Here is a 26,735-nt window from a genome sequence, read left to right on the forward strand (position 1 = left end):
GCCCGAATTTTGTCGAACTCTTCATTCACGAGGGTTTTCACCAATCCTATAACTTCGGGAGGTGCCTGTCACCACCCGAAATATGTCGAATGCTATTATACGGAGAATCTGGCAAATACCATTCCCTGTAGTTCGCGGAGTGTTCGTAGGCTTAGGATGAGTTCGTCTTTTTGTCTGGTGGACATGGTGGCGAATGATAGGATGGAGCTTCCGTTTTTATTTCCCCATCTATGACTGATATAAAGGTCCAGTATATGGTTGAAGGCTTCTTTTAAATCTTCGGTGAATCCTTCGGTAATAACTCCCTTCTCTCTTAAGCTAGCTATTTTCTCCAGCGGTGTCCCTGGTATTTCTCCATAATAAATTGATAGAATTTGCAAACTGTGATGGAAGGGAAACAAGATTTCTTTTTTTATATCGATGCTTTTCCTTCCGAGCTTGAACAGTGCGCGAATCGGTTCATCGAGCGTCGGGATTTCCTGTTCTCTTTCGGCCTGAACCATCCGATACAAGAAAATTTTCGAACGGTCGAGAAGTTCCGCGATTTTGGCTTCAAACTCTCCATTTACCGATTCACTCCCTGCCACGAAACGGTAGGAGAAGAAGTTATGAGCCAGCAGAAGGTTTTCATTCGTCGATTGAAGCATCCATTTACGCACGCGATCCTGCCACTGCAGTACGGTCCCCCTCCACTGGTCCTCACTTGACATCATCAAGCCCTTGCAGCGAGCGTAGCCGGCAGACTCCAGCCACCCGGTGATTTCTGCCCCCAGTTTTTCAAAGTAGCTGTGATCCCTTGTGTCACCATACACAAGGAAATGATCCTGGTCTGTCAGCATGAACTGTTCCCCGCGTCCGGCAGAGCCCATTAAATAAAAAGCGAATGGAACAGGCGGCTCGAACCCTTTCTTGCGAAGTGCCGCAAGAGACAGCTCGACCGCTCTTCCTATCAATCGATCGTACAGCTTCGTAATGATGTCCAGCAATGCGATTGCCGGAACCCGGTCTCGCAGCAGCGTCTCGGTAATTTCATAGATTGCTGCCTTAACCTCAGGCAAATTCTTTTCATCAGCCTCATCGATCTTCTTGATCGTCCTCATTACACTGTCGTTCTTTTTTCGGAGCAAATCGGTCAGTGTGATTACCCCCGAAATTTCCCCATTATCAACAACAGGCAAATGCTTGATCCCGTTCAGTAAAATTTCAGATAGAGCATCGTAATAGTAAGCGAACCTCGATATCGTCACAGGATTTTCGGTCATCACCAGCCTGGATGGACCTTCAAAGGATATCCCTTTTGAAACGACCCGGCCAACGATATCCCGTTCTGTTATGATTCCCTTCAGCTCACCATCCTCGACCACGAGCACGGAACTAGTTTTACTTTCTACCATTTTCTGGGCTGCTTCCTGAATGTTCGTATCAGGAGTAACAGACGCCACTTTATCACTCATTAAATCCTGAACCCTCGCTAATATTGTTTCACCCTCGCCTATTCCTTTTGCCATTTTCACCTGCTCTGCAAGCGATCCGTACACATCCTTCAGCCTGATCGAGACCTGGGACAGCAGGTAATCATGGACATCCTGGTCATCCCATCTCTTTGCGAGTACGGAAAAAGGGATCAGCAGTGCCTGGACCCCGTCTACAGCCCTCACCTCTACATTGGCCTGCATTTTATCGGCACTCGTAAATCCCAGGAATTTTGCCAGACTTGAAAATCCTACGATTTCACCTTTTTTGATGACTTCAAGAACTTCTTCCTGCCCGGCTGCATTTTTTACGAATACCTCAGCATTTCCCTGTAAAATCAACAAAAGCCCCTGACGAGGTGTATCCGCCTTGAGCATCATTTCGCTTTTCCCAAAGGTAAGAGCTTCACATTCCTCGACAAGTGAAAGGGCCGTGCGTTCATCCACCCCCTGGAATAGGGGGTGGAACTGCACAGCCATCCAAATTTCCTTATACTGATTTTGTTGCATCGTCATTCATCCAAACTTCGCCGTTCTTATAGGTCATCTGTTCAGGATAACGAAGGTCGAGTACTTCCTCCTGAATTTTTTGCGAAGGTGCTGGAGTTGCAAGCGATACGATGACGTTCGCAAGGATTGCAGCCGTAGCGCCGAATACACCAGCTCCAGTATCGATGATTCCAAGAATCGTGAAGCCGCCATACTTCGCCGCGAAAATGTATCCCAATGTCACAGCAAGACCGACGAGCATACCTGCAATAACACCCTGTGAATTTGAGCGCTTCCACCATACGCCAAGAATCAAGGCCGGGAAGAACGTACCACTTGCCAGTGCAAAGGCCCAGGCAACTATTTGCGTGATCGCTCCAGGAGGGTCAAGGGCAATCAGACCAGCAAACAATGTAGCGATAACGATTGACAGACGCGCTACATTCAGACGTGTTTTTTCCGTAGCATTTGGCTTCATGACACGGTAGTATATATCGTGCGCAAAAGCCGAAGAAATCGCGATCATCAAGCCGCCGGCAGTTGAAAGTGCCGCGGCCATAGCGCCTGCCGCTACAAGCCCGATAACGAATACGCCAAGGTTAGCGATTTCCGGTGTCGCCATTACGACGATATCGTTTGAGATGATCAATTCACTCCACTGAAGGACTCCGTCGCCATTACCATCGGCAACCTGCAGCTTACCTGTATCGACCCATGTTTTCGTCCAGGCAGGAAGCTCACTGATTTTGCTGCCGGCAACCTTTGTCATCAGGATGAAGCGTGAGAACGCTGCATAAGCAGGTGCTGACAGATAAAGCAAACCGATAAAAAGAAGTGCCCATGCGCCTGACCAGCGAGCAGCCTTCATCGTTGAAACTGTATAGAAGCGGACGATTACGTGCGGAAGACCCGCCGTACCAGCCATCAATGTAAACATAAGGGCAAGGAACTGCCATTTCGTGCCGTTCGTAAATGGCGCGAAGTATTCCGAAATACCGAGCTCACGATCGAGCTCACCCATTTTTCCTACGAGCTCACCATAGGAAAGCCACGGAAGCGCGCTGCTTGTCACCTGGAGAGACATAAAAATGACAGGGATCAAATAGGCAATGATCAAAATGATATACTGTGCAACCTGTGTCCAGGTAATCCCTTTCATACCACCGAAAGCTGCGTAGAATGCAATCAGGACAACCCCAATCATCGTACCGAGCTTCGCATCGATTTCGAACAGTCGCCCGATTACCACACCAGAACCGGAAAGCTGGCCGATTGAATACGTAAAGCTGATGATGATCGTTGAAATCGCCGCGATGACGCGCGCTGTATGGCTGTTGTATCGGTCGCCAATAAATTCAGGTACCGTGTATCGCCCGTACTTCCTTAGCTGTGGCGCCAATAGGAAGGTCAGAAGCAAATATCCGCCCGTCCAGCCCATGATATACGCAAGGCCGTCATAGCCGAGCAGCATGATCGTACCGGCCATTCCGATGAAGGAAGCGGCACTCATCCAGTCAGCGCCAATCGCCATCCCGTTGAAAACTGGCGGTACGCCGCGGCTGGCAACGTAGAAGTCAGACGTCTGCTTAGCTGTATTGTAAATCGCAATTCCGATATACAAACCAAATGTAGCTAAAATAATAGATAATGAGACCAAGAATTGTGTATCCAAAGTTCTCCCCCTTATTCAAACGCTCTTTTATTCTTTCTCCGTGGCTTAGTGGTCCAGGCTCTTACCTTCGCTCAGCTTGACGTTCTTCTCCTCGTCAATACCATACTTCTTGTCAATGCCATCGCTAACCTTAGCGTTGACAAACAACAGGATGATGAACGTTAACACTGCACCCTGCGCTCCCATGAAATAGTGGAACGGGAAGCCTCCGATTGAAAACTCGCTCAGCGGTTCTGCGATCATCACCGCACCGAACGAGACAAGGAACCAGATGATGAAATAAATGATCATATTACGGGTTTTCTCACGGAAATACGCGTCAGCTACTGACTTATCAATTTTCTTCACATTTACACCCCTTTGGTTTTGCTAATCCCCTTTGTATAATCCTTCATGAATGACAGACACAGCATTGAATCAAAAAGCTTGCCCCACTCCCTTTTTATGGATTTAAATTATATGAACCTTGCGCCAGGCAAAGTTTATACCGATTAGAAAAGCGCAAGCGCCTTGGTCAGCCCCGACAAGCGCTGGAGGGCCGACCAGTGAAGTCGCTCTTTGACTTCATTGGGCGGACCGAAGCGACTCGAGGGGATAGGCGCTGAAGCTAGACACTAAAATAAGTTAAAAGTTTATACTTTCTTATAACTCGAGAATGGAATCTTGGTGGTTTAACTTAAGCTGAAGATGAATTTCACTGTTTCAAAGAAAGGAGCCGGGACCATGATGATCTGGATGAGGAAGTAGAGAAATATGCTCAGGAACGGGACTGCCAGATAAACTAACTTATTTTTTCTTAAGCCCATGAAAAGGCTTATGCCGGTAATCACCAGCAGGCCGATTAGAATGATCACGTTGATTCCTCCTGTTAAAAATTATTTTGTATATGTATGAATAATTATTTATTTAACTAAATATTTAGAAAATTTAATTTAATTATCCATATAATGTCCAGGCAGGTCAATACGTTATTTTTAAAAAATGTAATCGCTTTCTATGTCGATTTTTTACAGGCCGTGCCAAACCCGTCAGTAATGGTACGGTTTTGGAGGGCTACATGACAATCGAGTTTGTCGAAAAAAAATTTTTGCTTATTTCCATAGAATTGCTGGGTCTGTAATGATTTTACAGAATAGTAAAAGGAACACTCGCCTTTGAGTGTTCCTTCATTAAAATATAATTTATTTACCAGCAGGCAATTGCGCCATCGGTTCTCATTTCCGTTCCGCCGGTCAGGACGCCGGTTTCCGGATTGCGGACGATGACCTGACCGCGGCCAAAACCTCCGCCATCATATGCTACCTTCATTTGATGCCCTTGTCTAGCAAGCTCTTTGACGATATGATTCGGGAAGTGGTGCTCGACTTCGATTTGCTTGCCTTCAATCCACTGCCAGCGAGGTGCGTCAAGTGCCGCCTGAGGATTCATCCCGTAATCAATCAGATTCATCGCCACCTGAACATGCCCCTGTGGCTGCATATAGCCGCCCATCACGCCGAACGGTCCTACTGCCTGGCCATCCTTCGTGATGAAGCCAGGAATGATTGTATGGTATGTCTTCTTGCCTGGAGCCAGTGCATTCGCATGATTCGGATCTAGTGAGAAGTCATGCCCGCGGTTTTGCAGTCCGATTCCTGTTCCCGGAACGACTACTCCTGAACCGAAGCCCATATAGTTGCTCTGGATGAAGGAAACCATATTGCCTTCTCCATCCGCAGTAGACAAGTAGACTGTTCCCCCTTTAGGGAGCTGGCCAGGTTCCGGCATTCTCGCTTCATCAGAGATTTTCGCGCGAGCATCCTCTCCATACTTCTCAGACAGAAGATCTGTTACCTTCGTCTGCATCGTCCTAGGGTCTGTCACATACTCCTTGCCATCGGTGAACGCCTGCTTCATCGCTTCCAGCTGAAGATGCACACCCTGTACGTCATCACGATGAGTAAACTCGTAGCCTTTTAAAATATTCAATGCCATCAAGGCAACGATTCCCTGTCCGTTCGGCGGGATTTCCCACACCTCGTGCCCGCGGTAGGACACAGAAATTGGCTCCACCCATTCAGGATGATAGTTTTCGAGATCGGACTTACTCAGGAAAGCACCCGCTTTTTCGGATGCCTTTGCGATTCTATCAGCAAGCACCCCCCTGTAAAAGCTCTCCCCATTCGTTTCAGCGATTTCCTGGAGCGTGTTCGCATGATCCTCCGATTTCCACATCTCTCCTGCCTCAGGAACCTTGCCATCAGGAGCAAAGACGCGGAACCACTCATCGTACTCCTCGCCCTGGAAGCGATTCTTATAGGCATTGTAAGCACCCTTCCAGTATTTTGCGAGAATAGGAGTCAATGGATACCCATTGCGCGCATAATCAATCGCTGGCTTCAGCACTTCAGTAAGCGGCAGGCGCCCAAATTTTTTCGATAGCTCCGCCCATGCTGATGGAGCTCCAGGAACCGTGACCGGAGTCCAGCCATGTGAAGGCATTTTTTCATGGCCCAGCTCCTTCACCTTTTCAATTGAAATGGATTGTGGTGCAGGACCGCTCGCATTCAAGCCATACAGCTTATCTTTCACCCAAACAAGCGCGAATGCGTCACCGCCAATCCCGTTGGATGTTGGTTCCACAACCGTCAGGCAAGCCGCTGTCGCGATTGCCGCATCAATCGCATTTCCGCCCTTTTTTAAAATATCAAGCCCCGCCTGCGCAGCAAGCGGCTGTGACGTAGCGACCATCCCATTGCGCGCCACCGCCGCCATCCGCTGGGAAGGATAAGGATATGTATGCAAAGACATTCAGATTCCCCCTAATAATTTTCGTCTTACGAAATATTATATCAAAATAGCTGAAAATTCGAAATAGAGAAATCTCAATTATAAAAGCCCGGCCATATTCGGCCGGACTTCCTACATTCCACTCTGCAATCTTAGTTCATAGAACTCTTTCACCCGTGTCACGACCTCCTTGGATCCAGAATCCTCGATCATCATCGCGACGATCATATCGGTGGACTGCGGTTTATAGGCGACGAACCAGCCGAGTTCCTTGCCCTTTTCGCCTTGTTTTTCCTTGATTTCCGCTGTTCCGGTTTTACCGGCGAGCGGATAGTTAGCGATCAGTCCATTGTGGGCGGTTCCTTTTGGATCGGTGATGACTTTTGTCAGCATGCCATTAAGAGCTGCTGCATTTTCCGCGCTGACAATCCCTTCCTTCCATACCTGTCCCTGCTCATCCTCCATGTTCAAGATCGGTTTAACAAGGTTGCCCTCGTTTACCAAAGGTGAATATGTGGTTGCAAGATGGAGGATATTCATTTCTACCTGTCCCTGGCCATAAGCAGAATCGGCCAGACTGATTTCGCTGTCAATTTTGCCGATTTGGGACGGCTCGATTGGATAGAGATATTCCGGTTGATCTTCAAAGCCGAACTTCTTCAATCCTTCTGTAAAAGTATCCTGACCCATTTCGAGCGTAGATCGTGCAAAGTAAATGTTATCTGAATAGATCAGCGCTTTTTCCAGGTTGATGCTGCCTTTTACATCAGAGTATCTTGTCACCTTGTACTTGCCCCATGATGCGTCTTTTTGCCACTGTTTCTCATTGATATCAAAAGCAGTATCCAGCTGGAGTTTTCCACTCTCAAGGCCAATGGCGGCTGTGATTGGCTTGATCACCGAACCCGGCACATAGGTCAACTTAAATCTATTAAGCGTTGGTTTAAACGGATCATCTTCTAGCATTTTGCGTTTGTTTTGCGAGATTCCGAGCGCCATTTCATTCGGATCGAAGCCTGGCGCGCTTACCAATGCCAGCGTCTCACCTGTCTTCGGGTTGATTGCCGATGCTGTACCCGCTTTTCCTTTTAGCTGGTCATATAATTGCTGCTGGGCGACAACATCGATTGTCAGCTTGACATCCTTTCCGTTTTCCACCGGCTTTTCGGCAAGCGTCTTGACGGTTCCATCCTCTTTAACAATCGAAATCCTGACTCCGTTTGTTCCTTTTAATTGTTCTTCGAGGACCTGTTCAAGACCGCGGCGTCCAATGAGGTCGGTTGCGGTGTAGCCTTTGCCCTCCAGTTCTTCTAGGTCATCGGCAAGGATCGGACCGACATATCCAATTAAGTGGGACAATGCCTCTCCGTATGGATATTCACGGGCTCCCACCATTTGGCTTGTCACTCCATCAAGCGCAAATAATTTTTCATGAAGCCCTTTATCTGTCTTCGAAACTTTTTTCAGCGGAACGAACAGTTCAGGTTTTACCCACCCTGCGTTCATGGCTTTGTTGATTTGCTCTTCTGACATTTCTAGCAGCTCCGCAAGCTTGGTGATTGTCTGCTCTTTTGGTTCACCCAATTCACCAGGTACCACTCCGATCTGGACAGCTGTTCCATTAATCGCAAGTCCGTTCCCAGCACGGTCAAGGATGCTGCCGCGTTCTGCCTGGACATTCTTGAAGCTGATTTTATCCCCTGCTTCAAGCTCCGGGAAAATATAAGTCGTGTTCCAATCAACATACCAATTTGTTTCTTTTTCACGCTCTTCTTTTACAAGAGTAGCATTGTGGTCGAATGCAATTGGACCAGCGACACTATTCATTTTTGCTAAAAAAGGAAGTTCTGCATTTTCTTCATGTTCCTGCTCTTCCTTAGGCTGCTTGTAGCTCACCTTCAGCTCATTGATCTCTAAATCTTTGTAAATTTTATTATAGCGAGAGACGAATTCCTCCTTGGAGATGGAATCCTTCGCTTTTTCTGATAAAAATCCATACATCTCTTCAAACTTCTGATCATTCCATAGCTTTACATACTGGGAAAACCGTTCTTCGGGAGTCGGTTCCTTGCTGCAGCCGGAAATGAGTGCGGCAATTACGACCGACAAGAGTATAATCAATGCCCGTTTCATATGTATCCCTCCTCTTGTCTGATTTTACCATAGAATTGGCAATTAGATAAGTTTGGAGCTTTTCTGATTAATCCAATAAAAAAACCCGCCTTTATAGCAAGGCAGGTTCCATAAATTTCAGATTTTATTAAGAGTTGGTTGAAGTATCAGAGTCAGTTGAAGAGTCTTTGTCTTTATCTTCTCCTGCATCCTTATCTTCGTCTTTTTTATCAGAGCCGCCTTCTGCAGGCTTGTCTTCTGCTGGAGTTGTGCCTTCAGCATCTTCCTCTGATGGAGTCGTACCTTCAGCGTCTTCCTCCGAGCTTCCTTCTACATCTTCCTCGGCAGCATCTTCAGACTTGCCTGCATCTGCATCAGAAGAAGCTTTCTCTTCTGTCACATTTGCATCCTGCAATGCGCTTAGAGGCTTATTGAAGTACTCATGCGGATTGACTGGTACATCGTCCTTGCGGATTTCAAAGTGTACGTGATTGCCAGCCTTCTCATTGATCAGGCTTGTTCCGGATTTCGCAATGACTTGTCCTTGCTCAACCTGGTCGCCAACCTTAACTTGGTAGTCTTTCACTGACTGATATTGTGTTACAATACCTTTGTCATGCTCGATTTCAATGACGTTTCCAAGCACTGCATCTTCCATGACATTTGTGACAGTACCACTTAGTGATGCGATTACATCAAATTCCTTGCCTTCTTTTGCTGCAATGTCCAGACCAGTGTTCGGATGGTACGTATTATCATAGAACACTAGAGCTGCTTCTTGCTCAGCCGCGTCGCCGTCATTGTCATAGAATCCCATTTGGACGACTGCATCATCTTCATTCACCACTGGCATTACAAAGTTCTCCATCGCGCGGTTCACTTCAACTGCTGGCTGGTCATTCATCTTTTTGCCAGGCATGTCAGTCGCTTTGTATTCCGACTGATCCAGCTGATCGGTTCCGCTGTTTTGATACCATAGGACACCAGTTAGAATGATTGCGGCACTAGCAATATAAACTGTTGGATACACCCACCGCTTCTTGAAAAAGCTGTTCTTGCTTTTGTCTTGAGAAGATCTTTTTTCTTCCTCTCTCATTTCCATCACCTCAGCAATCAGTTTGAACAGAAGCGAAAAAATATATACATAGAGTTGAAAAATTTTTTACTGCTTATTTTTCGACAAAGGTGAAGAAATTATGCAAAAAAGTTTTTTTGGGGGGTAGTGGGTTAATTTAGCCCCGCCATCCCATTGGACGGATTCCTGCTATATTGCTGATTCCTTTAATAAATGGAGTTACCTATATTGCTCTTTCCTTTTAATGAATGAGTGTTTGCTGTTTCCTTTTAATGAATGAGTTACTACTATATTACTGTTTACTGAAATGAATGAGTCACTACTATATTGCTGTTTACTGAAATGGATGAGTCAATACTATATTGCTGTTTACTGAAATGAATGAGTTACTATTATAAAGCGAGGTATTAAGATGAAAAAGTTATTAGTATGGTTTTTACGAATTCTGCCGCTGCTCTACATGGCCGCAATCTGGATCATGTCCAGCAATCCTGCAGATGCTTTGGTCGAACTGCCCAATCAGGGAATTGACCGTTTTATAAAAGAATCACTCCATCTCGTAGAGTTCGGAATCCTGTATGTGCTGCTCGTCCTGGCTGCTTTAACTACCGGGCGCTTCACACCGGTGATGAGTTTTACCTTCATGGGCGTGGCCATCCTGTACGGCCTGCTCGACGAGATTCACCAAAGCTTCGTCCCGTACCGATCAGCAACATTGATTGATTTTATAAAAGACGTAATTGGGGTTTTAGCGGCCTCGCACTTTATCCATCACGCCTACTTCAGCGGCAAGTTCCCGCGGCTGGGGAGAGTTTTGCGTCGGATTGAAGAGAGAGTTCGGAGGATTTAGTTGGATTTAGTATTTAGATAGTTACTAATTACGATTTTTAAGGGGCTGGCCTTGGTATTGGGGCTGGCTTTTTGTGCTTTGTGTCACATTATCCCGTTGTTTTTTGCTCAACTGGTATTATATTCGTTTCAACTGGTATTAAAATGCTTCCAACTGGTATTAAAACTTGTGCAACTGGTATTAAAATCCCCCCAACTGGTATTATCTTTATTGTTCTTAAAAATTTCACATAATTTATCTAAACAACACAGGTTTTTTCTTTCAATTGTAGAATTTTTAATGAAAATCTATTGAGGAAGTGACACTTTTGATCGAAAAAGAACGCTCCTACCCCATTCGGCTTCTCATGTATGAAGCATTGATGGAAAATCTGACAGAAAACCACCCTAAATTCCCAATTATCGAGCAAGATTATAGAGCTTGGCGAGCTGGTTATAAAGGTGAACTGCAAACTGATTACCGGTTAAGTTTTTTACCGGAAAAAGGGTATCATATCTTACGGGATTTACGCCTAGCCGATGAAGAATGGTATTTTCAGATTGATACCCTCATCTTAACACTTCGCTATATCCTTCTTATTGAAACGAAAAACTACTCTGGCATCCTTTTCTTTGATAAAGATTCCCAACAGATCATCCAAACAAAAGATGGGCAGGAAAAATCTTATGATAACCCTATTAACCAGGTTCGGATGCAAGCCTGGCACTTAAAGAGGTGGCTAAAGAGCCATAAACTCAATGTCCCTCCCATATACCACCTTGTTACGATTAGCAATTCCTCTACTATAATTAAAGTGAGTGACCGTTCCTTAAATAACTTGATTGTGAAAGGAGATGCCATATTAAATAGAGTGATTCAAATAGATGAAATTACTTCAAACCCTACCTATAATGATAAAGAATTAAAGAAGTTATCAAAGTTACTCATAAAGAAACATACTCCTCACCATCCTGACATTTTAAAACCATATTCCCTCACCCAAGCAGATCTACAAAAAGGTATCCAATGCCCCTCATGTTTAACCTATGGAATGCAGCGTGATAAATGGACTTGGAGTTGTCCAGTATGCAATCACAAATCAAAATCAGCACACCACAAGAAGATTAAAGATTCCTTTCTTCTTTTTAAACCCTCCATTACAAACCAGGAATTCAGGGAACTATCTAACTGTCTATCGATTAGAGCAGCGACCAACATCTTACTTTCAATGAACCTCCCCCACACAGGAACCAAAAAAGGCCGCATCTACCACATGCCACCTGACATCGAAGCATTCTTTAATCCCGCGAAAAAATAAAAGTTTCCTGCTCACAGCCCAAACGCGCTAAAAAGCCAGGGCGCTTTTTGCCCTGGCCTGGTAATTATTTCTTCGCAGTAACCTTCGTCAGCATGCTCTCTGCTTCGCTGATCTCGACGCCTTTGTAGTAGTGTTTGACGATGTCTTGATAGTTCTTGCCTTCGGTGGCCATGCCATTGGCTCCGTATTGGCTCATGCCGACGCCGTGGCCGAAGCCTTCGGTGGTGATGACGACGTTATTGCCCTTCAGTTCCCAAGTGAAGTCGCTTGAGCGCAGGCCGAGTTTATCACGAACTTCTTTTCCCGTCAGGACTTTACCTCCGATATCAATTTTAGCGACTCGGTTCCCAGTGGTCCTAGAGATGACTTTACCTATCTCCGGAGAATTCGGCAGCTTGACACCAAGCTTAGCCTCCACATCTGCCACAGTCATGACCGTTTGGTTACGAAACTTAGGTGACTCTAAATCCCATGGGCTTTCCACACTCCGCAAGTAAGGCAAGGAATTAGACCAGTATTCCTCTGAGTTCTCGGTAAAGCCGTTCGATGTCGAGAAGAAGGTTGCGTCGATTGGCGCACCGTCAAATGTTAGCACCTGACCGTCAGTTGCCTTCACTGCCTCGGCGATTTTCTTCATCTTCCATTTGTAGTCGACGCCCCACTGCTTTTTCAATTCTTCCTTATTTTTAAACACCTGGTGGATTTCCGTATCATTCAATTGTGCGCCTTCAGGTACGCCTACTTTATTGGGAATTAGCATTTGTCTTACATAATAAGTCCTTGCCGACAGTGCCTGTGCCTTCAACGCCTCCAGTTCGAACTCGGCGGGCATTTCAGCTGCAACGACTCCGATCAAGTATTCATCAAGCGGAAGCTTTTCTGTTTTGGATAGAGCTGTCCTGTAAACAGCTACCTCAACTGCGGAATCTGCAGTCGGGACAGCAGCCGTATCCTTCGCCTCTCTCTGCAACTCTTCCCCAAGCTTTCCGCCTGCCTTATCTTCCATAAAAGGGAGGACGAGCAAGGATGGAATCAGGAGTGTGACAGCGAATAGGATAGCAGCTAGTACGATGATTGGTTTGAATTTTAACATAGAAAAAGCCTCCATTATGAAATTATTCCGGTCGAAAACCGTCTCATTCCATTCATATGGAGGCAGACAAGCTTTTATGACAGTTTTCAAAAAAGCTCAGCATTTGTATATTTTCTTTTAAAACGTACATAATAAGTCGGTTGAAATTGGACAGATATTTTTAAAATAGATGTTGATTACTATTTCAATCAACAGATTAAGATTAAAATATACCTGATAATAAATCAAAAAACCGCAGAACTATACATTAAAGCACAATTCTCCGGTTCATTGAGTAGTATTCTTTATCGTTCATGTCTGAGACTAATTATCTTACGCGTTCATGTCTGAGACTAATTGATCTGTTACTGGCTGTTCTTCTACTTCGCTGATGCGTTCGATGTCTGCACCAAGTGCTGCAAGCTTATTGTGGAAGTTCACATAGCCGCGATCCAGGTGGTAAAGCTCTGTCACGCGAGTTACGCCATCTGCTACAAGACCAGTCAGGATCAGTGATGCTGCGGCACGCAGGTCAGTTGCTGCCACTTCTGCTCCCTGAAGGTTGGATGGTCCATTCATGATGACAGAACGTCCGTCGATTTTGATGTTTGCATTCATGCGGCGGAATTCTTCTACGTGCATGAAGCGGTTTTCGAAAACAGTTTCTGTGATCATGCTTGTTCCCTGAGCACGCAATAGCAATGCCATCATTTGAGATTGCATATCTGTTGGGAAGCCAGGGTGCGGCATTGTCTTGATGTCGACTGCTTTCAATTTTTCAGGCCCGATGACACGAAGGCCCTCTTCTTCTTCAATGATCGTAACGCCCATTTCTTCCATCTTGGCAACCAATGAAGAAAGGTGTTCCGGAACAGCGCCTTTTACAAGGACGTTGCCGCCAGTGATGGCAGACGCAACCATGAAGGTTCCTGCTTCGATACGGTCAGGAATGATGTTGTGGTCAGCACCGAACAGTACTTCCACACCCTCGATCTTGATTGTGCCAGTGCCAGCGCCTCTTACCTTCGCTCCCATTTTGTTCAGGAAGTTGGCAAGGTCGACGATTTCTGGTTCTTTTGCGACGTTTTCGATGATGGTTGTGCCTTTTGCAAGGACAGCCGCCATCATGATGTTTTCCGTAGCGCCAACGCTAGGGAAATCAAGGTATATTTTAGCTCCATGCAGACCATTGACTGCTTCGGCTTCAATAAAACCGTTGCCTACCTTGACTGTCGCACCCATCGCTTCAAAGCCTTTAAGGTGCTGGTCGATAGGACGGGAACCGATTGCGCAGCCGCCTGGCAATGCTACGCGAGCACGGCCATTCCTGGCAAGCAGGGATCCCATTACTAATACAGAAGCACGCATTTTACGAACATACTCAAAAGGTGCTTCTATTTTTAACTCTCTGGATGCATCTACTGTAATTGTGTTATTTTCAAACTCCACTACGGCGTTTAAAGAACGTAATACTTCGTTGATGGTATATACATCGGAGAGAGTTGGCACATCACGAATTACGCTTTTTCCGTCACTTGCTAATAATGTTGCAGCGATAACAGGCAAGACGGCATTCTTAGCTCCTTCAACCTTTACAGAACCGCTTAGCCTTTGTCCGCCGCGGACGATGATTTTTTCCAAGTGTATTCCCCTCCGCGTCCAATTTCTCTATATTAATATTCAATCGTTATGATGGGTGTGCCAACTACAAGGGTAGTCTTTGCGCCCAATCGATCAGTTTTCCGTAATCCAAGCTGCATATTCATCTCATGGTCATTGCTCAAGGATTTGTCGAACAAAGGCGAAACAGCGGATGTAGATATAAATGATTCCTCTTCTACTCCTTCGACTTCCTCAGCTTGAAAAGCCTTTAGCAATTTAGTTTTATAAACAGGTAAAGCCGATTTTATCTTATCACTGAACTCGCCTTCAATACAAGAGAAAGTTGTGGCATTTCCGCGAAAAATGTCAAATATTCTGCCTGGTAAATTTTTGTTTAAAAATCTTTCTGTATTTTTATTCCAGTAGTGACCTCTGACCTCATACATCACATACGTATGTATCAGCCCATTTGTGTCCGTCGAAACAATTTTAATTTTTTCCTGAATCTCAGAAGAATTCGAAACAGCTGTAAGTTCTCCATCTCGGTGCTTCCATGTCCAACTCGGAAGCTGGACCTTCAATTCTTTTACCAAACCTTCGACACTTTCGTCTTCCAACGTTTCCCTTGCATATAAAGACCAACCCGTGATCAAAATATTTTCGTCCTGCAAAACTGAGGCCAGAGTTTTGATTTCATGATCAGCGTCAGCTACAGTCGTCTTATTCCCAGCTTGGAACACAATAAAACCAATAATGCCAAAAATTGATAAAATAAATGGAATCTTTTTCATATGTCTCTCACTCTCCCCTTATTACCATTCTTACCAGGAGAGCAAATCGCATACTTGGGAATTCTCGTCACTTTTTGACATCATTCTATGTACCAACTTAACCGGGTGTTCATTTGTTTGTGAAAAAATAAACATGCCTTTGCAAAAAACAAGCACAAAAACAATAATACTCAAGTTTTCGCGTTTTGGAAACATGTATGAAGACCTAATTTTTTACCAATTTGTTTAGAACTAACAGCAGATGGGCTAAAAGGTTGTTACTAAGCTATTTTTGATTGAGAAGTCACAAAGTTTACGAAAAAAAAGAACCTTACTGAAAAATCATCGGAAGCTGCTGTGACCATTGGAGGTAATCTAGGAAGAAATTACTTACTGTGGATCCCAGTGCGATGGAAGCAAGAATATATAAGACACGGGCCTGAAGTACATGGTTTGCCCTAAGCATTTTATCGAATTGGAGTGCTTGCAGAGCCCACCAAGAAATGGCGATAAAAACAAGATGTGTCAGAATGCTGGTCAGCGCAAAGCCGCCAAAACCTGTAATCATAAACGGTCCCCCCTTACCATGTCTATTTTAACATAAAATAGATGATTACCTGTTATTTTAGACGTTTCAGAAGCTCGAAAGTTTCATGTGATCTTAGTAATTCTCTATACAGTAAAAAAACTGGCCTGCAATGATTGCAGACCAGCTGAATTTACCCCTTTGTTTCCATGAATAGATTTTCCCCAAAACCCAAACATGTTAGTGCTTTTTGTTACTAAAAAGCGTTTACCTCATAAAATCCACAAACTGATTGAAGTTACTATGCATGAAGTCGATTGCCAGGTTTGGCAAGACTCCGAACAGGATTGTTCCGACTACTGTAATCAGGATGACGGCAATTGTTCCTGCTGGCAGCTGGATTTTTTCGTCGCTTGCTGCCGGGCGGAAGAACATTTGCGTCATGATTCCGAAGTAGTAGAAATAGGATACGACTGTTGTTGCAATCATGATCGATACTAGGACGTAGTGTGCCTGGTCGACCATCAATGCGCCCATGAAGATGTTCAGCTTACCGATGAAACCTGCTGTACCCGGGATTCCTGCGAGTGACAGGATGAAGATTCCCATTCCCACTGCGAGCAGCGGTGAGCGGCGGTAGAGGCCGGCGAAGTGGCTGATATCTTCTGAGCCAGTTTTCATTGTGATCACTTGGATCACAGCGAATGCACCAAGGTTCATCAACACGTATGCGAGCATGTAGAACCAGATTGCATCGAATGTCACGAAAGACATGGCAGTCAATGCGACAAGGATGTAACCCGCATGCGCGATACTTGAGTAGGCGAACATGCGCTTGATGTTGCGCTGTCTCAAGGCGATGACGTTACCAATGATCATCGTTGCTCCCGCCAGGAATGCAATGTAATCCTGGACTGCGAACAGCAATGGAATTGGCTGCCCATCTTCTTGTGCGACAGGAATGTATCCAAAAATCGATAACAGGATTCGAAGGATGATCACGAATCCAGCTGTTTTTGAGACGACGCTCAGGAACGCAGTCACCGGAGTCGGAGCTCCTTCGTATACATCCGGTGCCCACATATGGAATGGCGCCGATGCGAGCTTGAATGACAATCCGACGAAAATCATGAAGAATGCCAGTCCAAGAATGTAGATATGCTGAGGGTCACTCAGACCACCAAAGACTTGAGCGATTTCTCTTAAGTTTGTTGATCCGGCGATTCCGTACACATAGCTCATACCGAACAATGTAATTGCCGAAGAAATTCCGCCGTTTATGACGTATTTCATAGCTGATTCATTCGATTTCAGGTTGCGCTTTCGCATCCCTGCAAGGACATAGGACGGAATGGACAGCAATTCAAGTCCGACAAACAAGGTAATCAAATCGCCGCTTGATGCCATGAACATCGTACCAAGCAATGCCGTCAGGAACAGATAGAAAAATTCTCCCTTGTATTCCTCAAGTCCGTCATTCGTCCTGTAATCGATTGCCAATAGCATGACAAGTGCCGCTCCAAGTAGAAGGATCAGCTTGAATGCAATCGCAAACGAATCCAATCTGAATGTATCGTATAAAATGGATGTTGTTTCAGTACCAATCAGCGATACCAGCGAAACCAGCGCCAGTACGATACCAGCGAAACCAGCCCAGCCAAGGACTTTCCGGTCAACATGCTTTGGCATGAATAAATCAGCGACTGATAAAATTGCAATGACACCAAGGATGATGAATTCCGGAGTCATCGTCCCCCAATCAAATGATAGAAGTGTATCTAGATCCATCCTTCATCACCCCCCTATTCCCATCAAGATAGTCTCTAAAGTTGCCTGAAGCGGTTCACTAAGAACAGCTGGATATACACCGATCAGAACGATCAAGCCGATGAGCACCAAAACTGGAGCCCATTCAAATGAACGGATGTCTGAAATTCCAACGAATTCGCGCTCTGCCTTGCCATATGTGATGGCGAGGACTGCACGCAGCAGGTAAACTGCTGTCATGATGATGCCGATTGTACCGACCGCAGCAAGGATCGGCATTTCCTCGAATAGTCCAAGGAAGGCCATGAATTCGCTTACGAATCCGGACATGCCAGGCAGTCCAAGTGATGCCATCGCGCCTGCAAGCAGGAAGCCTGATGCAAGCGGCATTCCTTTTGCCATGCCGCCAAGGTTCGCAAGTGTTGTCGTATGCGTGCGCTCATAAAGAACTCCAACAAGGAAGAACAATAGAGCTGAAATCAAGCCGTGTGATACGACCTGGAAAATAGCACCTTGAATTCCTGCTTCATTTAATGCTCCAAGTCCGATTAAAACGATCCCCATATGGGAAATAGAAGAGTAAGCAAGGACCATTTTGAAATCTGTCTGGATAAAAGCAAGGAACGCTCCGTAAAGCAGGTTAATGACACCCAGTACTGCGAGCAGTACGGCTAATTCTGCGAATTGTTCAGGGAAAATCCCCATCCCGAAGCGAATCAGACCGAATGCGCCGATCTTCAGCAAGATCCCTGAGTGGATCATGACGATGGATGGCGGTGCTTCAACGTGGACGCGGAGCATCCAGCTGTGCAGCGGAAAGATTGGCAGCTTTACACCGAAAGCCACTAGCAAGGCAATCAATAAGCCCATTTTCAATGACTCAGATACGGGCGCAAATAAAGGCGCGTTTTCTGCGTTCATCATGACTGACAGCATTTCGATATTGGATGTGCCAGTTCTTGAGAACAGCACCATGATGACGATCAGCAGGATGGCCGATCCAAGTCCGTTATAAATCAAGAAGCTGTAGGCAGCCTTTTCTTTGTCGTAATAACCCCATTTTCCAATCAGGAAGAACATTGGAATCAATGTGATTTCGAAGAAAAGGAAGAACAGGATCAAGTTTTGTGATGTGAATACTCCAAGCATCCCGATTTCGAGAAGCAAGAACAGCATATAGTAGCCTTTCCATTCTTTTTTGATATGGAAGGAAGCGACTGCCGCAAGCGTCGCGATCACCGCTGTGAGAACAACCATGACCAAACCGAAACCATCAATGCCAAGTTCGTAGTTCACTGTGAAGATGCCCTGTTGCTCGGCACCCTGGCCGCCGAATTGGATCCAGCGGAATTTTTCCGAAAAATTGGCGAGATCATTGCCGCCGCGATACGAAAAGTATGCAATCAATGCAAGGATCAATGACGGCAGTGTTGCCAGTACGCCAAGCATTTTGATGCCTGATTCATTCGCCTTTGGCATGAAGGCCAAAAGCAGGATTCCTAGTAAAGGGGAGAATACCAGTAAGGTAAGAAAATAGTTGAAATCCATTATAAATACCCCCCTGTTAACGCATAGATGACAATCAGGACTGCAAGGCCGACAAAGGCGATCGTGCCGTATGTCTGTACCTGGCCGTTCTGGATTTTCGCACCTGTTTTACCAAGTCCCTGGACAGCTGCTGTTGTCAGCTTGACGAGTCCCTCAACAAGGAAGACCTCGATGAAGCGCAGGAACAAGCTGATTCCCTTCGCAGCAAACACGATGCTTTGATTGTAAATTTCATCGATATAGTACTTGTTTTTCACGATGCCATAAGCGATTGGCGCTCTGCTGGATAGCCAGTCGCGGGATACTGATTTCTTGCTGTACATCATCCATGCAAGCAGGATGCCGAGCAAAGATACAGCTGTCGCGACAATCATGATCCAGCCTGGGCCTTCGATATGACCGTGGCCAAGTGCTTCGTTTCCTTCAACAAGCCAGTCGCCAAGGAATGCGCCGAACCAAGGTGTGTTCACATAACCAGCAACGACTGCCAGTACAGCAAGCACAACCATCGGCAGGGTCATGACGGATGGCGATTCATGGACATTCTTCATTTCGCTTCGTGCTTCACCGGAGAAGACCATGAAGAACAGGCGGAACATGTAGAATGCTGTGAAGAACGCTGCGATCACTGCCAGCCAGAACAAAGTGTAATTGCCATGTGCCCATGCAGCGATCAAAATTTCATCTTTACTGAAAAAGCCTGAGAACAATGGGACACCACTGATTGCCAGTGTTCCGATCAGGAACAGAGGTCCAGTGAAGGTAAGCTTTTTCCAAAGCCCGCCCATTTTTTCAATATCCTGAGTATGTACAGCATGGATGACGCTGCCTGCTGCAAGGAATAACAATGCTTTAAAGAAAGCATGAGTCATTAAGTGGAATACTCCAGCAACATAACCGGCAGATCCTAATGCAAGCATCATATAGCCAAGCTGGCTGACAGTCGAGAATGCAAGAACACGCTTGATGTCAGTCTGGACAAGACCGATTGTTGCCGCAAAAATCGCTGTGAAGGCACCGATGATCGCAACAGTCAGCATAGCCGTTTCACTCGCATTGAATAGCGGGAACAGCGATGCGACCAAGTAAACACCGGCCGCTACCATCGTCGCTGCGTGGATTAACGCAGAAACTGGCGTCGGGCCTTCCATCGCGTCTGGAAGCCATGTATGAAGCGGGAACTGACCTGATTTACCAACTGCACCGATGAAGATCAGGATTGCAGTAAGGGTAATCATCGTACCTGAAATCGCGCCTTCTTCTACTGCGGCGAAAATTTCATCATATTCGAAGCTGCCAGTCTGCCAGAATAAGAGAATCATCCCGATCAGCAGCCCGACATCCCCGATACGTGTCATGATGAAGGCTTTCTTTGCAGCCGCTTTGGCGCTTTCTTTGTAAAAATAGAATCCAATCAACAGGAATGAACCTACACCGACCAATTCCCAGAAAATATAGGTCTGCAAAAGATTCGGCGAGATTACAAGACCAAGCATTGCAAAAGTAAATAGTCCTAGATAAGCATAGAAAACCGGGAAGCGCTCATCACCATGCATATACCCTTTTGAATAGGTATGCACAAGGAAGCTGACAAGAGACACGATCACCAGCATCAATGCGTTTAATTGATTTACTTCAAAGCCCGCAGTAAGTTCCAGATTCCCGATTGTCAGCCACACGGCTTCAGCTTTGAATGTAGACTCCGATAAGCGCTCGATCAGCACAAGGATGGAGTATACAAGAGAGGCAAGCGTCGCAAGAATCCCAACGAATGCGCTCGCTTCTTTAAGCTTTTTACCGAACAGCAGCAGGAATAGAAAGGATACAAGCGGGAACAGCGGAATGAGCCAAGCATTCTCCATTAATATCACAATCCCCTTTTTTGAACGCGCGCTATCTATCATATATACGCCCGTCAGATTGAGGCCCGTCTTTCACGGGGCAGTCCAGCTACAAGAAATCTTCTGGTTTTAACGGCAAATGCCGCCTTTGAAAAATTCAAATGGTCTATGAATCTAATTTTTCAATTGATCCATTTCATCGATATTGACTGTCCTGCGGTTGCGGTAAAGCGAAATCAGGATCGCCAGTCCTACCGCTACTTCAGCTGCTGCCACCGCAATCGAGAACAGCGCGAAAACCTGGCCAGTAATCGAAGGGTTGACTCCGTATTTACTGAAGGTTACCAGATTGATATTGACCGCATTCAGCATCAATTCGATGGAAATCAACACAATGACTGTGTTCTTCTTTGTCAGCGCACCATAAAGTCCGATGCAGAAAAGAATAAGTGCGAGCGCCAGATAGGCTGAAACCGGAACAGAACTCATTCCTGATCACCCTCCTTATCGTCATCCCTGCGCGCAAGCACGATTGCGCCGACAAGCGCAGCAAGCAGGATCACGGATGTCAGCTCAAACGGGATGATGTAATGCGAGAACAATGATACCCCGATTTGTTCTGTGTTATTTTCATGCAGTGTATTTGGTACTGCTTCGAAATTCAAATCGTAAATTCCAAAATACACAGCTGCTCCAAAGCCAATTACGCCTAGCAGCAGTGCAAGCTTGCGAAGGATTCCGCCCTTTGGTTCTGCTTCATCACCATGGTGGCGGGTAAGCATGATCCCGAACAGCATCATGATCGTGATGGCGCCGGAATAGATCATGACTTGGATGACCGCCAGGAATTCAGCGGACAAGAGCACATAAATACCTGCAATACTGACGAATGTAAAGACGAGCGCTACGACCATGTGGATTACCTTGGTAAGGTTCAATAAAAGCACGCCGCCGATTACCGCCACTAAAGCAAGTGACATAAACGCAAAGAATTCGCCTGTTAACGTCATGCTTTATTCACCTTCCGTATATTCTCATCATTTTCGTCAAGCCATTCCAGGTTCTTGAATAAATCATCCCGGCTGTATTCAGCAAGCTCAAAGTTGTTCGTCATGATGATCGCTTCAGTCGGGCAAACTTCTGTGCACAGGTCACAGAGGATGCAAAGTTCGAAGTTGATATCATACGTATCAATGATTTTGCCTTTTTTCGTTGGATCAGGATGCTTTTTACCAGTCAAATTAATGCAATCTGTCGGACAAATATTGGCACACTGGTTGCAGACGATGCATTTTTCAGGATAAAACTTCTGGATTCCGCGGAATCTGTCAGGAAGCGGAATCGGTTCGTTTGGATAATCGTAAGTCAGCTTTTCGCGAGTCAATTGTTTAAGGGTATAAGCTAATCCTTTAGTCCATCCTAGCACGTAATTCACCCCTTTAATGCAGGAAGCAATGGTGCTTCCGTTCTTATTTTAGAAAAAATTCTTTAATCAAAGCAGTAAGGAAGATGTTTGCAAGCGCTACCGGCAGAAGCACTTTCCATGCGAACTCCATCAATTGGTCGGCGCGGATACGCGGGAACGTAGCACGGAACCAGATGAGGATATAGACCACCAAGCTGAACTTGAGCGCGAACCATACAGCTCCTGGGATGAAGCCAAGGAACGGCAGCGGAAGCCAGCCTCCAAGGAATAATACAGTGATCAACGCAGACATTGCGAACATATACACATATTCAGCAAGCATGAACATCGCCCAGCGGAAGCCTGAGTACTCTGTGTGGAAACCGGCTACAAGCTCGTTTTCCGCTTCAGCAAGGTCAAACGGAACCCTGTTCAACTCAGCAGTAGCTGCGATGAAGAACACGATGAACGCGATTGGCTGCCACAGAATGAACCAGCCATTGTCACCTTGTGCTGCAACAATTTCATTAAGATTGAGGCTGCCTGTCAGCAGGACGATTCCAAGTACGCTCATGACCAGCGGGATTTCGTAGGAAATCATCTGGGCCGCGGCACGCATACCGCCAAGCAATGAGTACTTATTGTTGGAAGCCCATCCTGCCATCAGCATACCGACAATTGTCAGACCTGAAATAGCGATATAATACAGGAAACCAACATTCAAGTCAGCAAACTGCAGTTCGTCAGTCAAAGGAATCGTCGCCATGACCATGAAGGACGGCGCGAACGCGATGACCGGTGCGATAATGAACAGCGGCTTATCTGCTGCTTTTGGTATTAAGTCTTCCTTTACTAGTAGCTTTACAACGTCGGCAACGGATTGCAACAGCCCCCATTTACCGCCGACATGGGATGGACCATAACGGCCCTGCATGAAACCAAGCACTTTCCGCTCTGCCAGAATCGCCATCGTTACGAATCCAAGGATTACGAACAACAGGACGACGGCCAGGACGAAGAAGATGCTGAAATTCATAAGGCCTGCGCTTGATTCGAGTAGCTCCTGAACCATTATCCGTCTACCTCCCCAAGAACGATATCAACCGCTCCTAAAATTGCAATCAGATTTGAGATGCTTTCACCTTCGAGCAGTTTAGGGAGGATTTGCAGATTATAGAAGCTCGGTCGTCTGAACTTGAGACGGTACGGCTCTTTTTTGCCATCGCTGGAAATATAGCAGCCGATTTCGCCACGTGAGCCCTCGATCCGGACAAACGCTTCCCCTTTTGGAGCCTTGATGATTTTTGGAACCTTGGCTATGATTTCTCCGTCTTTCGGGAATTGCTGCACAGCCTGTTCGATGATTTTCAGTGACTCTTCGATTTCACCCATCCTTACATGGTAACGGGCAAGCGCGTCGCCTTCATCGCGAGTGACAACGTCAAAATCGAAGCGGTCATAGATTGAATACGGCTCATCCTTGCGCAGATCCCATTTGACGCCTGTTGAGCGCAGGTTCGGTCCGCTTAATGAGTAATTGATTGCATCTTCCTTTGTATATGTACCGATGTTCTTTGTACGGTTGAGGAAGATCTCGTTTCCTGATACCAGCTGGTGGTAGCCTTTTAACTGTCCTCTTAGATAAGGGACGAATTCAGCGACCTTTTCAATCCAGCCTTCCGGAGCATCCCATTTGACGCCGCCTACACGCATGTAGTTGAACGTCAGACGAGCACCAGACAATTCATTCAGCAGGTTGAGGATCATCTCACGGTCACGGAATGCGTAAAGCAATGGGCTTGTCGCACCGAAGTCGAGGATGAATGTGCCCCACCACAGCAGGTGGCTGGCAACCCTGTTCAATTCCATCGCCAGTACCCTTAGATACTCGGCGCGTTCAGGTACCTGTAAGCCCATCATCGTTTCGACTGCATGGACGATTACATAGTTATTCGTCATTGCCGATACGTAGTCCATCCGGTCTGTATACGGAATGATCTGTGTGTATTGCAGGTCTTCGGCTAGTTTTTCAGTACCGCGGTGCAAATAACCGATGACCGGCTTCGCTTCAACGATAATCTCACCATCAATTTTCAGAACGAGGCGGAATACACCGTGTGTACTAGGGTGCTGCGGGCCCACGTTCAAGAGCATTTCTTCTGTGCGTATCACGGGCTACACCTCCACATCATACGGTTCATAGTCTTTTCTTAATGGGTGGCCTACCCAGTCTTCACCAAGCATGATGCGATGGAGGTTTGGATGGCCTTCAAATTTGATGCCAAGCAGGTCATACGCTTCACATTCCGGCCAGTTCGCACCTGCCCACAGGTTCGCCAGTGACTCAATAACCGGCTGGTCGCGGTCAAGCTTGACCTTTAATGCAACGGACTGCCTGTTTTTGTATGAGTACAAGTGAACATACACTTCCATATGTGTCTGGAAGTCTGTTCCGTGAATCTCTGATAGGTAATCAAACCCTAATAGTTCGTTGTACTTCAGGAATTCAGCCAATCGGTAATATGATTCTCTCTTAGCGACAAGCGTCGGGACATCTTTTGAAAGAGGATTAATATACGAATCTTCCAAAATATCATCGCCTAGATTGTCGGTGATCGCTTTAACGTATTTATCTAAGTAAGGCTGGTTTGGAGATGGCTTTTTCTCTTCGACAGGCTCTTCTGCTCCTGTTTTTGCACCAGCTGCTGACTTAGCCTTTGCTGCAGCTGCGGCTTTTGCTTTGGCTGCGGCAATCGCTTTCGCTTTCTCGTCGTCAGCTGATCCACCGCCGGCTGCTGCGGCTTTCGCTTTTGCTGCTGCGGCCGCCTTCGCTTTCGCTACAGCTGCGGCTTTCTTTTTCGCAAGATCATCATCGTCTCCGGCTGAAGCGTCTGCTCCTCCAGCTGCCTCTTGAGCTTTCCTTTTTGCTGCCGCTGCTGCCTTTGCCTTCGCTACGGCTGCGGCTTTCTTTTTCTCAAGATCATCATCATCATCGCCTGCTGGAGCATCTGCCCCTCCAGCTGCCTCTTGGGCTTTTCTTTTTGCTGCCGCTGCTGCCTTTGCTTTCGCTACGGCTGCGGCTTTCTTTTTCGCGAGGTCATCGTCGTCTCCGGCTGAAGCTTCAGGCGCTGCAGATTCGTCAGTGCTTTCCTCTGCCTGGCCAGATGCCTTCATTTTAGCAAGAGCGGCTGCTTTCGCTTTTGCCGCTGCGGCTGCTTTTTTCTTGGCTAATTCAGCGTCTTGGCCCTCTACCGGAGCTGACACTTCCTCTTTCGCTTCCGATGCTTCTTCAGCCTGGCCACTTGCTTTCATTTTTGCCAGTGCAGCTGCTTTCGCCTTCGCTGCTGCGGCGGCTTTCCTTTTCGCAAGCTCGGCATCGTCACCTGCTGATGCTTCAACATTAGCGTCTGTTTCTTTCACTTCAGGTTCTGCGACTTTGTCGGCAACCTCTTTCGGGTCGTTTCCTTCCCCTGCCTGTTTAGCAGCCTGGCGCTGCTTCGCAAGCTCTTTCGCCTTTTGGGCTGCTTCTCTCTTTATCTGCTCTAAATCCTTTTCCCCGCTCATCGGTTAGATCACCTTCTTCCCGGTTTTCGCCTCATAACGGATTTTCTCTTTCAATTTATTAATCCCGTAAATCAATGCTGCAGGATTCGGCGGGCAACCCGGTATGTAAACATCGACCGGCACAATCTGATCGACACCTTTTACAACTGAGTATGATTTTACATATGGACCGCCTGCTGTCGCGCATGATCCCATCGCGATAACCCATTTAGGTTCTGCCAATTGGTCATACAGTCTGCGGACAGTCGGAGCCATTTTTTTCGTAACAGTGCCTGAAACAATCATGACATCGGACTGACGAGGCGAGTTTCGGTAGAATGTCCCGAAACGGTCCAGGTCATAGTGAGCCGAACTCGATGCCATCATTTCGATTGCACAGCACGCAAGGCCGAAAGTCATTGGCCACATGGAGTTGCTCCTTGCCCAGCCTTTAACCTGTTCAAGAGTTGTCACGAATACGTTTCTTTGGAGTTCTGCTACTTCTTCAGGTGAGAAATCATCCAACTTTAAATCCATTTTAGCACCTTCTTTTTCCATGCGTAGATGAGTCCAATCAGAAGCATCACCACGAAAATCAGCATCTCGATCAATGCGAAGATTCCCAGCTTCTCATAGGCGACAGCCCATGGATACAAAAACGCTGTTTCTACATCAAAAATAACGAACATAAGAGCAAAAACATAATAACGGACATTAAACTGGACCCGCGCATCACTGAACGGTACCATCCCGCTCTCGTAGGTGGTATATTTCCGCTCGTCCTGCTTGTATTTCGGCCGCAGAAGCTTAGCCGCAAACAAAGCTACGATTGGAAGCAATACCCCGAGACATAGGAACACAAAGACTATCAAATAGTTATTTTGATATAGATTCAACTGCTCCATGCCCATCCCTCCAATGTTGT

The 26,735-nt window shown here is 46.3% G+C and carries 24 protein-coding genes; 2 read left to right on the forward strand and 22 right to left on the reverse strand.

From position 1 onward, the window contains the following. Nucleotides 1-95 precede the first annotated feature (95 nt). The 7 genes from RH061_RS21955 to RH061_RS21985 form a co-directional block, all read right to left on the reverse strand. Entirely contained in the window at nt 96-1,982 is a 1,887-nt protein-coding gene (locus RH061_RS21955) for a DUF294 nucleotidyltransferase-like domain-containing protein (protein WP_311072882.1), read from the reverse strand. Next, nucleotides 1,963-3,633, reverse strand: coding sequence for a sodium:solute symporter family protein (locus RH061_RS21960; protein WP_311072883.1), 1,671 nt, complete (start codon nt 3,631-3,633; stop codon nt 1,963-1,965). The genes RH061_RS21955 and RH061_RS21960 overlap by 20 nt, the downstream gene beginning before the upstream one ends. Nucleotides 3,634-3,678: 45 nt before the next feature. Beyond that, entirely contained in the window at nt 3,679-3,981 is a 303-nt protein-coding gene (locus tag RH061_RS21965) for a DUF4212 domain-containing protein (protein WP_311072884.1), read from the reverse strand. Between the two features lie 323 nt (nt 3,982-4,304). Next, a complete protein-coding gene (locus tag RH061_RS21970; protein ID WP_311072885.1) occupies nt 4,305-4,487 on the reverse strand; it encodes a hypothetical protein in 183 nt (60 codons plus the stop codon). Between the two features lie 331 nt (nt 4,488-4,818). Then, on the reverse strand, nt 4,819-6,423 hold the full coding sequence (ggt, locus tag RH061_RS21975) for a gamma-glutamyltransferase (protein WP_311072886.1): 1,605 nt from the start codon (nt 6,421-6,423) through the stop codon (nt 4,819-4,821). A 111-nt stretch (nt 6,424-6,534) separates the two neighbouring features. Continuing rightward, complete coding sequence (locus RH061_RS21980; RefSeq protein ID WP_311072887.1) at nt 6,535-8,535, reverse strand: penicillin-binding transpeptidase domain-containing protein; 2,001 nt, start codon at nt 8,533-8,535, stop codon at nt 6,535-6,537. 127 nt (nt 8,536-8,662) lie between these two features. Beyond that, nucleotides 8,663-9,610 (reverse strand): stage II sporulation protein SpoIIQ, encoded by a 948-nt coding sequence (locus RH061_RS21985; RefSeq protein ID WP_311072888.1) that lies wholly within the window; start codon nt 9,608-9,610, stop codon nt 8,663-8,665. A gap of 391 nt (nt 9,611-10,001) precedes the next feature. On the opposite strand from RH061_RS21985, the gene RH061_RS21990 reads away from it, so the two are divergent. After that, nucleotides 10,002-10,439: a VanZ family protein gene (locus RH061_RS21990; protein ID WP_311072889.1), complete on the forward strand. Its 438-nt coding sequence runs from the start codon at nt 10,002-10,004 to the stop codon at nt 10,437-10,439. A 307-nt stretch (nt 10,440-10,746) separates the two neighbouring features. Continuing rightward, nucleotides 10,747-11,736, forward strand: coding sequence for a nuclease-related domain-containing protein (locus tag RH061_RS21995; RefSeq protein WP_311072890.1), 990 nt, complete (start codon nt 10,747-10,749; stop codon nt 11,734-11,736). A gap of 64 nt (nt 11,737-11,800) precedes the next feature. Here the strand turns inward: RH061_RS21995 and spoIID are convergent, their stop codons facing one another. The 15 genes from spoIID to RH061_RS22070 form a co-directional block, all read right to left on the reverse strand. After that, a complete protein-coding gene (spoIID, locus tag RH061_RS22000) occupies nt 11,801-12,829 on the reverse strand; it encodes a stage II sporulation protein D (protein ID WP_311072891.1) in 1,029 nt (342 codons plus the stop codon). Between the two features lie 312 nt (nt 12,830-13,141). After that, entirely contained in the window at nt 13,142-14,449 is a 1,308-nt protein-coding gene (gene murA, locus RH061_RS22005) for a UDP-N-acetylglucosamine 1-carboxyvinyltransferase (protein ID WP_311072892.1), read from the reverse strand. A 32-nt stretch (nt 14,450-14,481) separates the two neighbouring features. Continuing rightward, nucleotides 14,482-15,201, reverse strand: coding sequence for a YwmB family TATA-box binding protein (locus RH061_RS22010; RefSeq protein ID WP_311072893.1), 720 nt, complete (start codon nt 15,199-15,201; stop codon nt 14,482-14,484). Nucleotides 15,202-15,511: 310 nt separating this feature from the next. After that, nucleotides 15,512-15,748, reverse strand: a complete 237-nt coding sequence (locus tag RH061_RS22015) for a DUF1146 family protein (RefSeq protein WP_311072894.1) — start codon at nt 15,746-15,748, stop codon at nt 15,512-15,514. A gap of 225 nt (nt 15,749-15,973) precedes the next feature. Continuing rightward, on the reverse strand, nt 15,974-17,494 hold the full coding sequence (gene nuoN / locus RH061_RS22020; protein WP_311072895.1) for an NADH-quinone oxidoreductase subunit NuoN: 1,521 nt from the start codon (nt 17,492-17,494) through the stop codon (nt 15,974-15,976). Between the two features lie 6 nt (nt 17,495-17,500). Continuing rightward, the gene (locus tag RH061_RS22025) at nt 17,501-19,021 is read right to left on the reverse strand and encodes an NADH-quinone oxidoreductase subunit M (RefSeq protein ID WP_311072896.1); all 1,521 of its coding nucleotides are present in this window, start codon (nt 19,019-19,021) and stop codon (nt 17,501-17,503) included. After that, the gene (gene nuoL / locus RH061_RS22030; RefSeq protein ID WP_311072897.1) at nt 19,021-20,883 is read right to left on the reverse strand and encodes an NADH-quinone oxidoreductase subunit L; all 1,863 of its coding nucleotides are present in this window, start codon (nt 20,881-20,883) and stop codon (nt 19,021-19,023) included. Before nuoL ends, RH061_RS22025 begins: the two co-directional genes overlap by 1 nt. A gap of 153 nt (nt 20,884-21,036) precedes the next feature. Further along, nucleotides 21,037-21,351 (reverse strand): NADH-quinone oxidoreductase subunit NuoK, encoded by a 315-nt coding sequence (nuoK, locus tag RH061_RS22035; RefSeq protein WP_311072898.1) that lies wholly within the window; start codon nt 21,349-21,351, stop codon nt 21,037-21,039. Beyond that, complete coding sequence (locus RH061_RS22040) at nt 21,348-21,872, reverse strand: NADH-quinone oxidoreductase subunit J (protein ID WP_311072899.1); 525 nt, start codon at nt 21,870-21,872, stop codon at nt 21,348-21,350. Before RH061_RS22040 ends, nuoK begins: the two co-directional genes overlap by 4 nt. Beyond that, entirely contained in the window at nt 21,869-22,288 is a 420-nt protein-coding gene (gene nuoI / locus RH061_RS22045; protein ID WP_023613591.1) for an NADH-quinone oxidoreductase subunit NuoI, read from the reverse strand. The genes RH061_RS22040 and nuoI overlap by 4 nt, the downstream gene beginning before the upstream one ends. Nucleotides 22,289-22,331: 43 nt before the next feature. Further along, nucleotides 22,332-23,339 (reverse strand): NADH-quinone oxidoreductase subunit NuoH, encoded by a 1,008-nt coding sequence (gene nuoH / locus RH061_RS22050; RefSeq protein ID WP_311072900.1) that lies wholly within the window; start codon nt 23,337-23,339, stop codon nt 22,332-22,334. Further along, a complete protein-coding gene (locus RH061_RS22055) occupies nt 23,339-24,439 on the reverse strand; it encodes an NADH-quinone oxidoreductase subunit D (RefSeq protein WP_226679123.1) in 1,101 nt (366 codons plus the stop codon). Before RH061_RS22055 ends, nuoH begins: the two co-directional genes overlap by 1 nt. A 3-nt stretch (nt 24,440-24,442) precedes the next feature. After that, on the reverse strand, nt 24,443-25,831 hold the full coding sequence (locus RH061_RS22060; protein ID WP_311072901.1) for an NADH-quinone oxidoreductase subunit C: 1,389 nt from the start codon (nt 25,829-25,831) through the stop codon (nt 24,443-24,445). A 3-nt stretch (nt 25,832-25,834) separates the two neighbouring features. After that, on the reverse strand, nt 25,835-26,347 hold the full coding sequence (locus tag RH061_RS22065) for a NuoB/complex I 20 kDa subunit family protein (protein WP_023613587.1): 513 nt from the start codon (nt 26,345-26,347) through the stop codon (nt 25,835-25,837). Next, on the reverse strand, nt 26,338-26,715 hold the full coding sequence (locus RH061_RS22070; protein ID WP_167831111.1) for an NADH-quinone oxidoreductase subunit A: 378 nt from the start codon (nt 26,713-26,715) through the stop codon (nt 26,338-26,340). The genes RH061_RS22065 and RH061_RS22070 overlap by 10 nt, the downstream gene beginning before the upstream one ends. Between the last annotated feature and the right edge of the window lie 20 nt (nt 26,716-26,735).

It is taken from the genome of Mesobacillus jeotgali, from assembly GCF_031759225.1.
Taxonomy (GTDB): Bacteria; Bacillota; Bacilli; order Bacillales; family Cytobacillaceae; genus Mesobacillus; species Mesobacillus jeotgali_B.

Bases quoted from the DNA above. Each gene is read 5' to 3' on its own strand.
- RH061_RS22060 (WP_311072901.1), bottom strand. From the start codon at position 25,831: ATGAGCGGGGAAAAGGATTTAGAGCAGATAAAGAGAGAAGCAGCCCAA.
- RH061_RS21980 (WP_311072887.1), bottom strand. From the start codon at position 8,535: ATGAAACGGGCATTGATTATACTCTTGTCGGTCGTAATTGCCGCACTC.
- RH061_RS21955 (WP_311072882.1), bottom strand. From the start codon at position 1,982: ATGCAACAAAATCAGTATAAGGAAATTTGGATGGCTGTGCAGTTCCAC.
- RH061_RS22040 (WP_311072899.1), bottom strand. From the start codon at position 21,872: ATGACGTTAACAGGCGAATTCTTTGCGTTTATGTCACTTGCTTTAGTG.
- nuoK (WP_311072898.1), bottom strand. From the start codon at position 21,351: ATGAGTTCTGTTCCGGTTTCAGCCTATCTGGCGCTCGCACTTATTCTT.
- RH061_RS22010 (WP_311072893.1), bottom strand. From the start codon at position 15,201: ATGAAAAAGATTCCATTTATTTTATCAATTTTTGGCATTATTGGTTTT.
- ggt (WP_311072886.1), bottom strand. From the start codon at position 6,423: ATGTCTTTGCATACATATCCTTATCCTTCCCAGCGGATGGCGGCGGTG.
- RH061_RS22070 (WP_167831111.1), bottom strand. From the start codon at position 26,715: ATGGAGCAGTTGAATCTATATCAAAATAACTATTTGATAGTCTTTGTG.
- spoIID (WP_311072891.1), bottom strand. From the start codon at position 12,829: ATGTTAAAATTCAAACCAATCATCGTACTAGCTGCTATCCTATTCGCT.
- RH061_RS21985 (WP_311072888.1), bottom strand. From the start codon at position 9,610: ATGAGAGAGGAAGAAAAAAGATCTTCTCAAGACAAAAGCAAGAACAGC.
- nuoH (WP_311072900.1), bottom strand. From the start codon at position 23,339: ATGGTTCAGGAGCTACTCGAATCAAGCGCAGGCCTTATGAATTTCAGC.
- RH061_RS22015 (WP_311072894.1), bottom strand. From the start codon at position 15,748: ATGATTACAGGTTTTGGCGGCTTTGCGCTGACCAGCATTCTGACACAT.
- RH061_RS22025 (WP_311072896.1), bottom strand. From the start codon at position 19,021: ATGGATTTCAACTATTTTCTTACCTTACTGGTATTCTCCCCTTTACTA.
- RH061_RS22065 (WP_023613587.1), bottom strand. From the start codon at position 26,347: ATGGATTTAAAGTTGGATGATTTCTCACCTGAAGAAGTAGCAGAACTC.
- RH061_RS21990 (WP_311072889.1), top strand. From the start codon at position 10,002: ATGAAAAAGTTATTAGTATGGTTTTTACGAATTCTGCCGCTGCTCTAC.
- nuoL (WP_311072897.1), bottom strand. From the start codon at position 20,883: ATGGAGAATGCTTGGCTCATTCCGCTGTTCCCGCTTGTATCCTTTCTA.
- nuoN (WP_311072895.1), bottom strand. From the start codon at position 17,494: ATGGATCTAGATACACTTCTATCATTTGATTGGGGGACGATGACTCCG.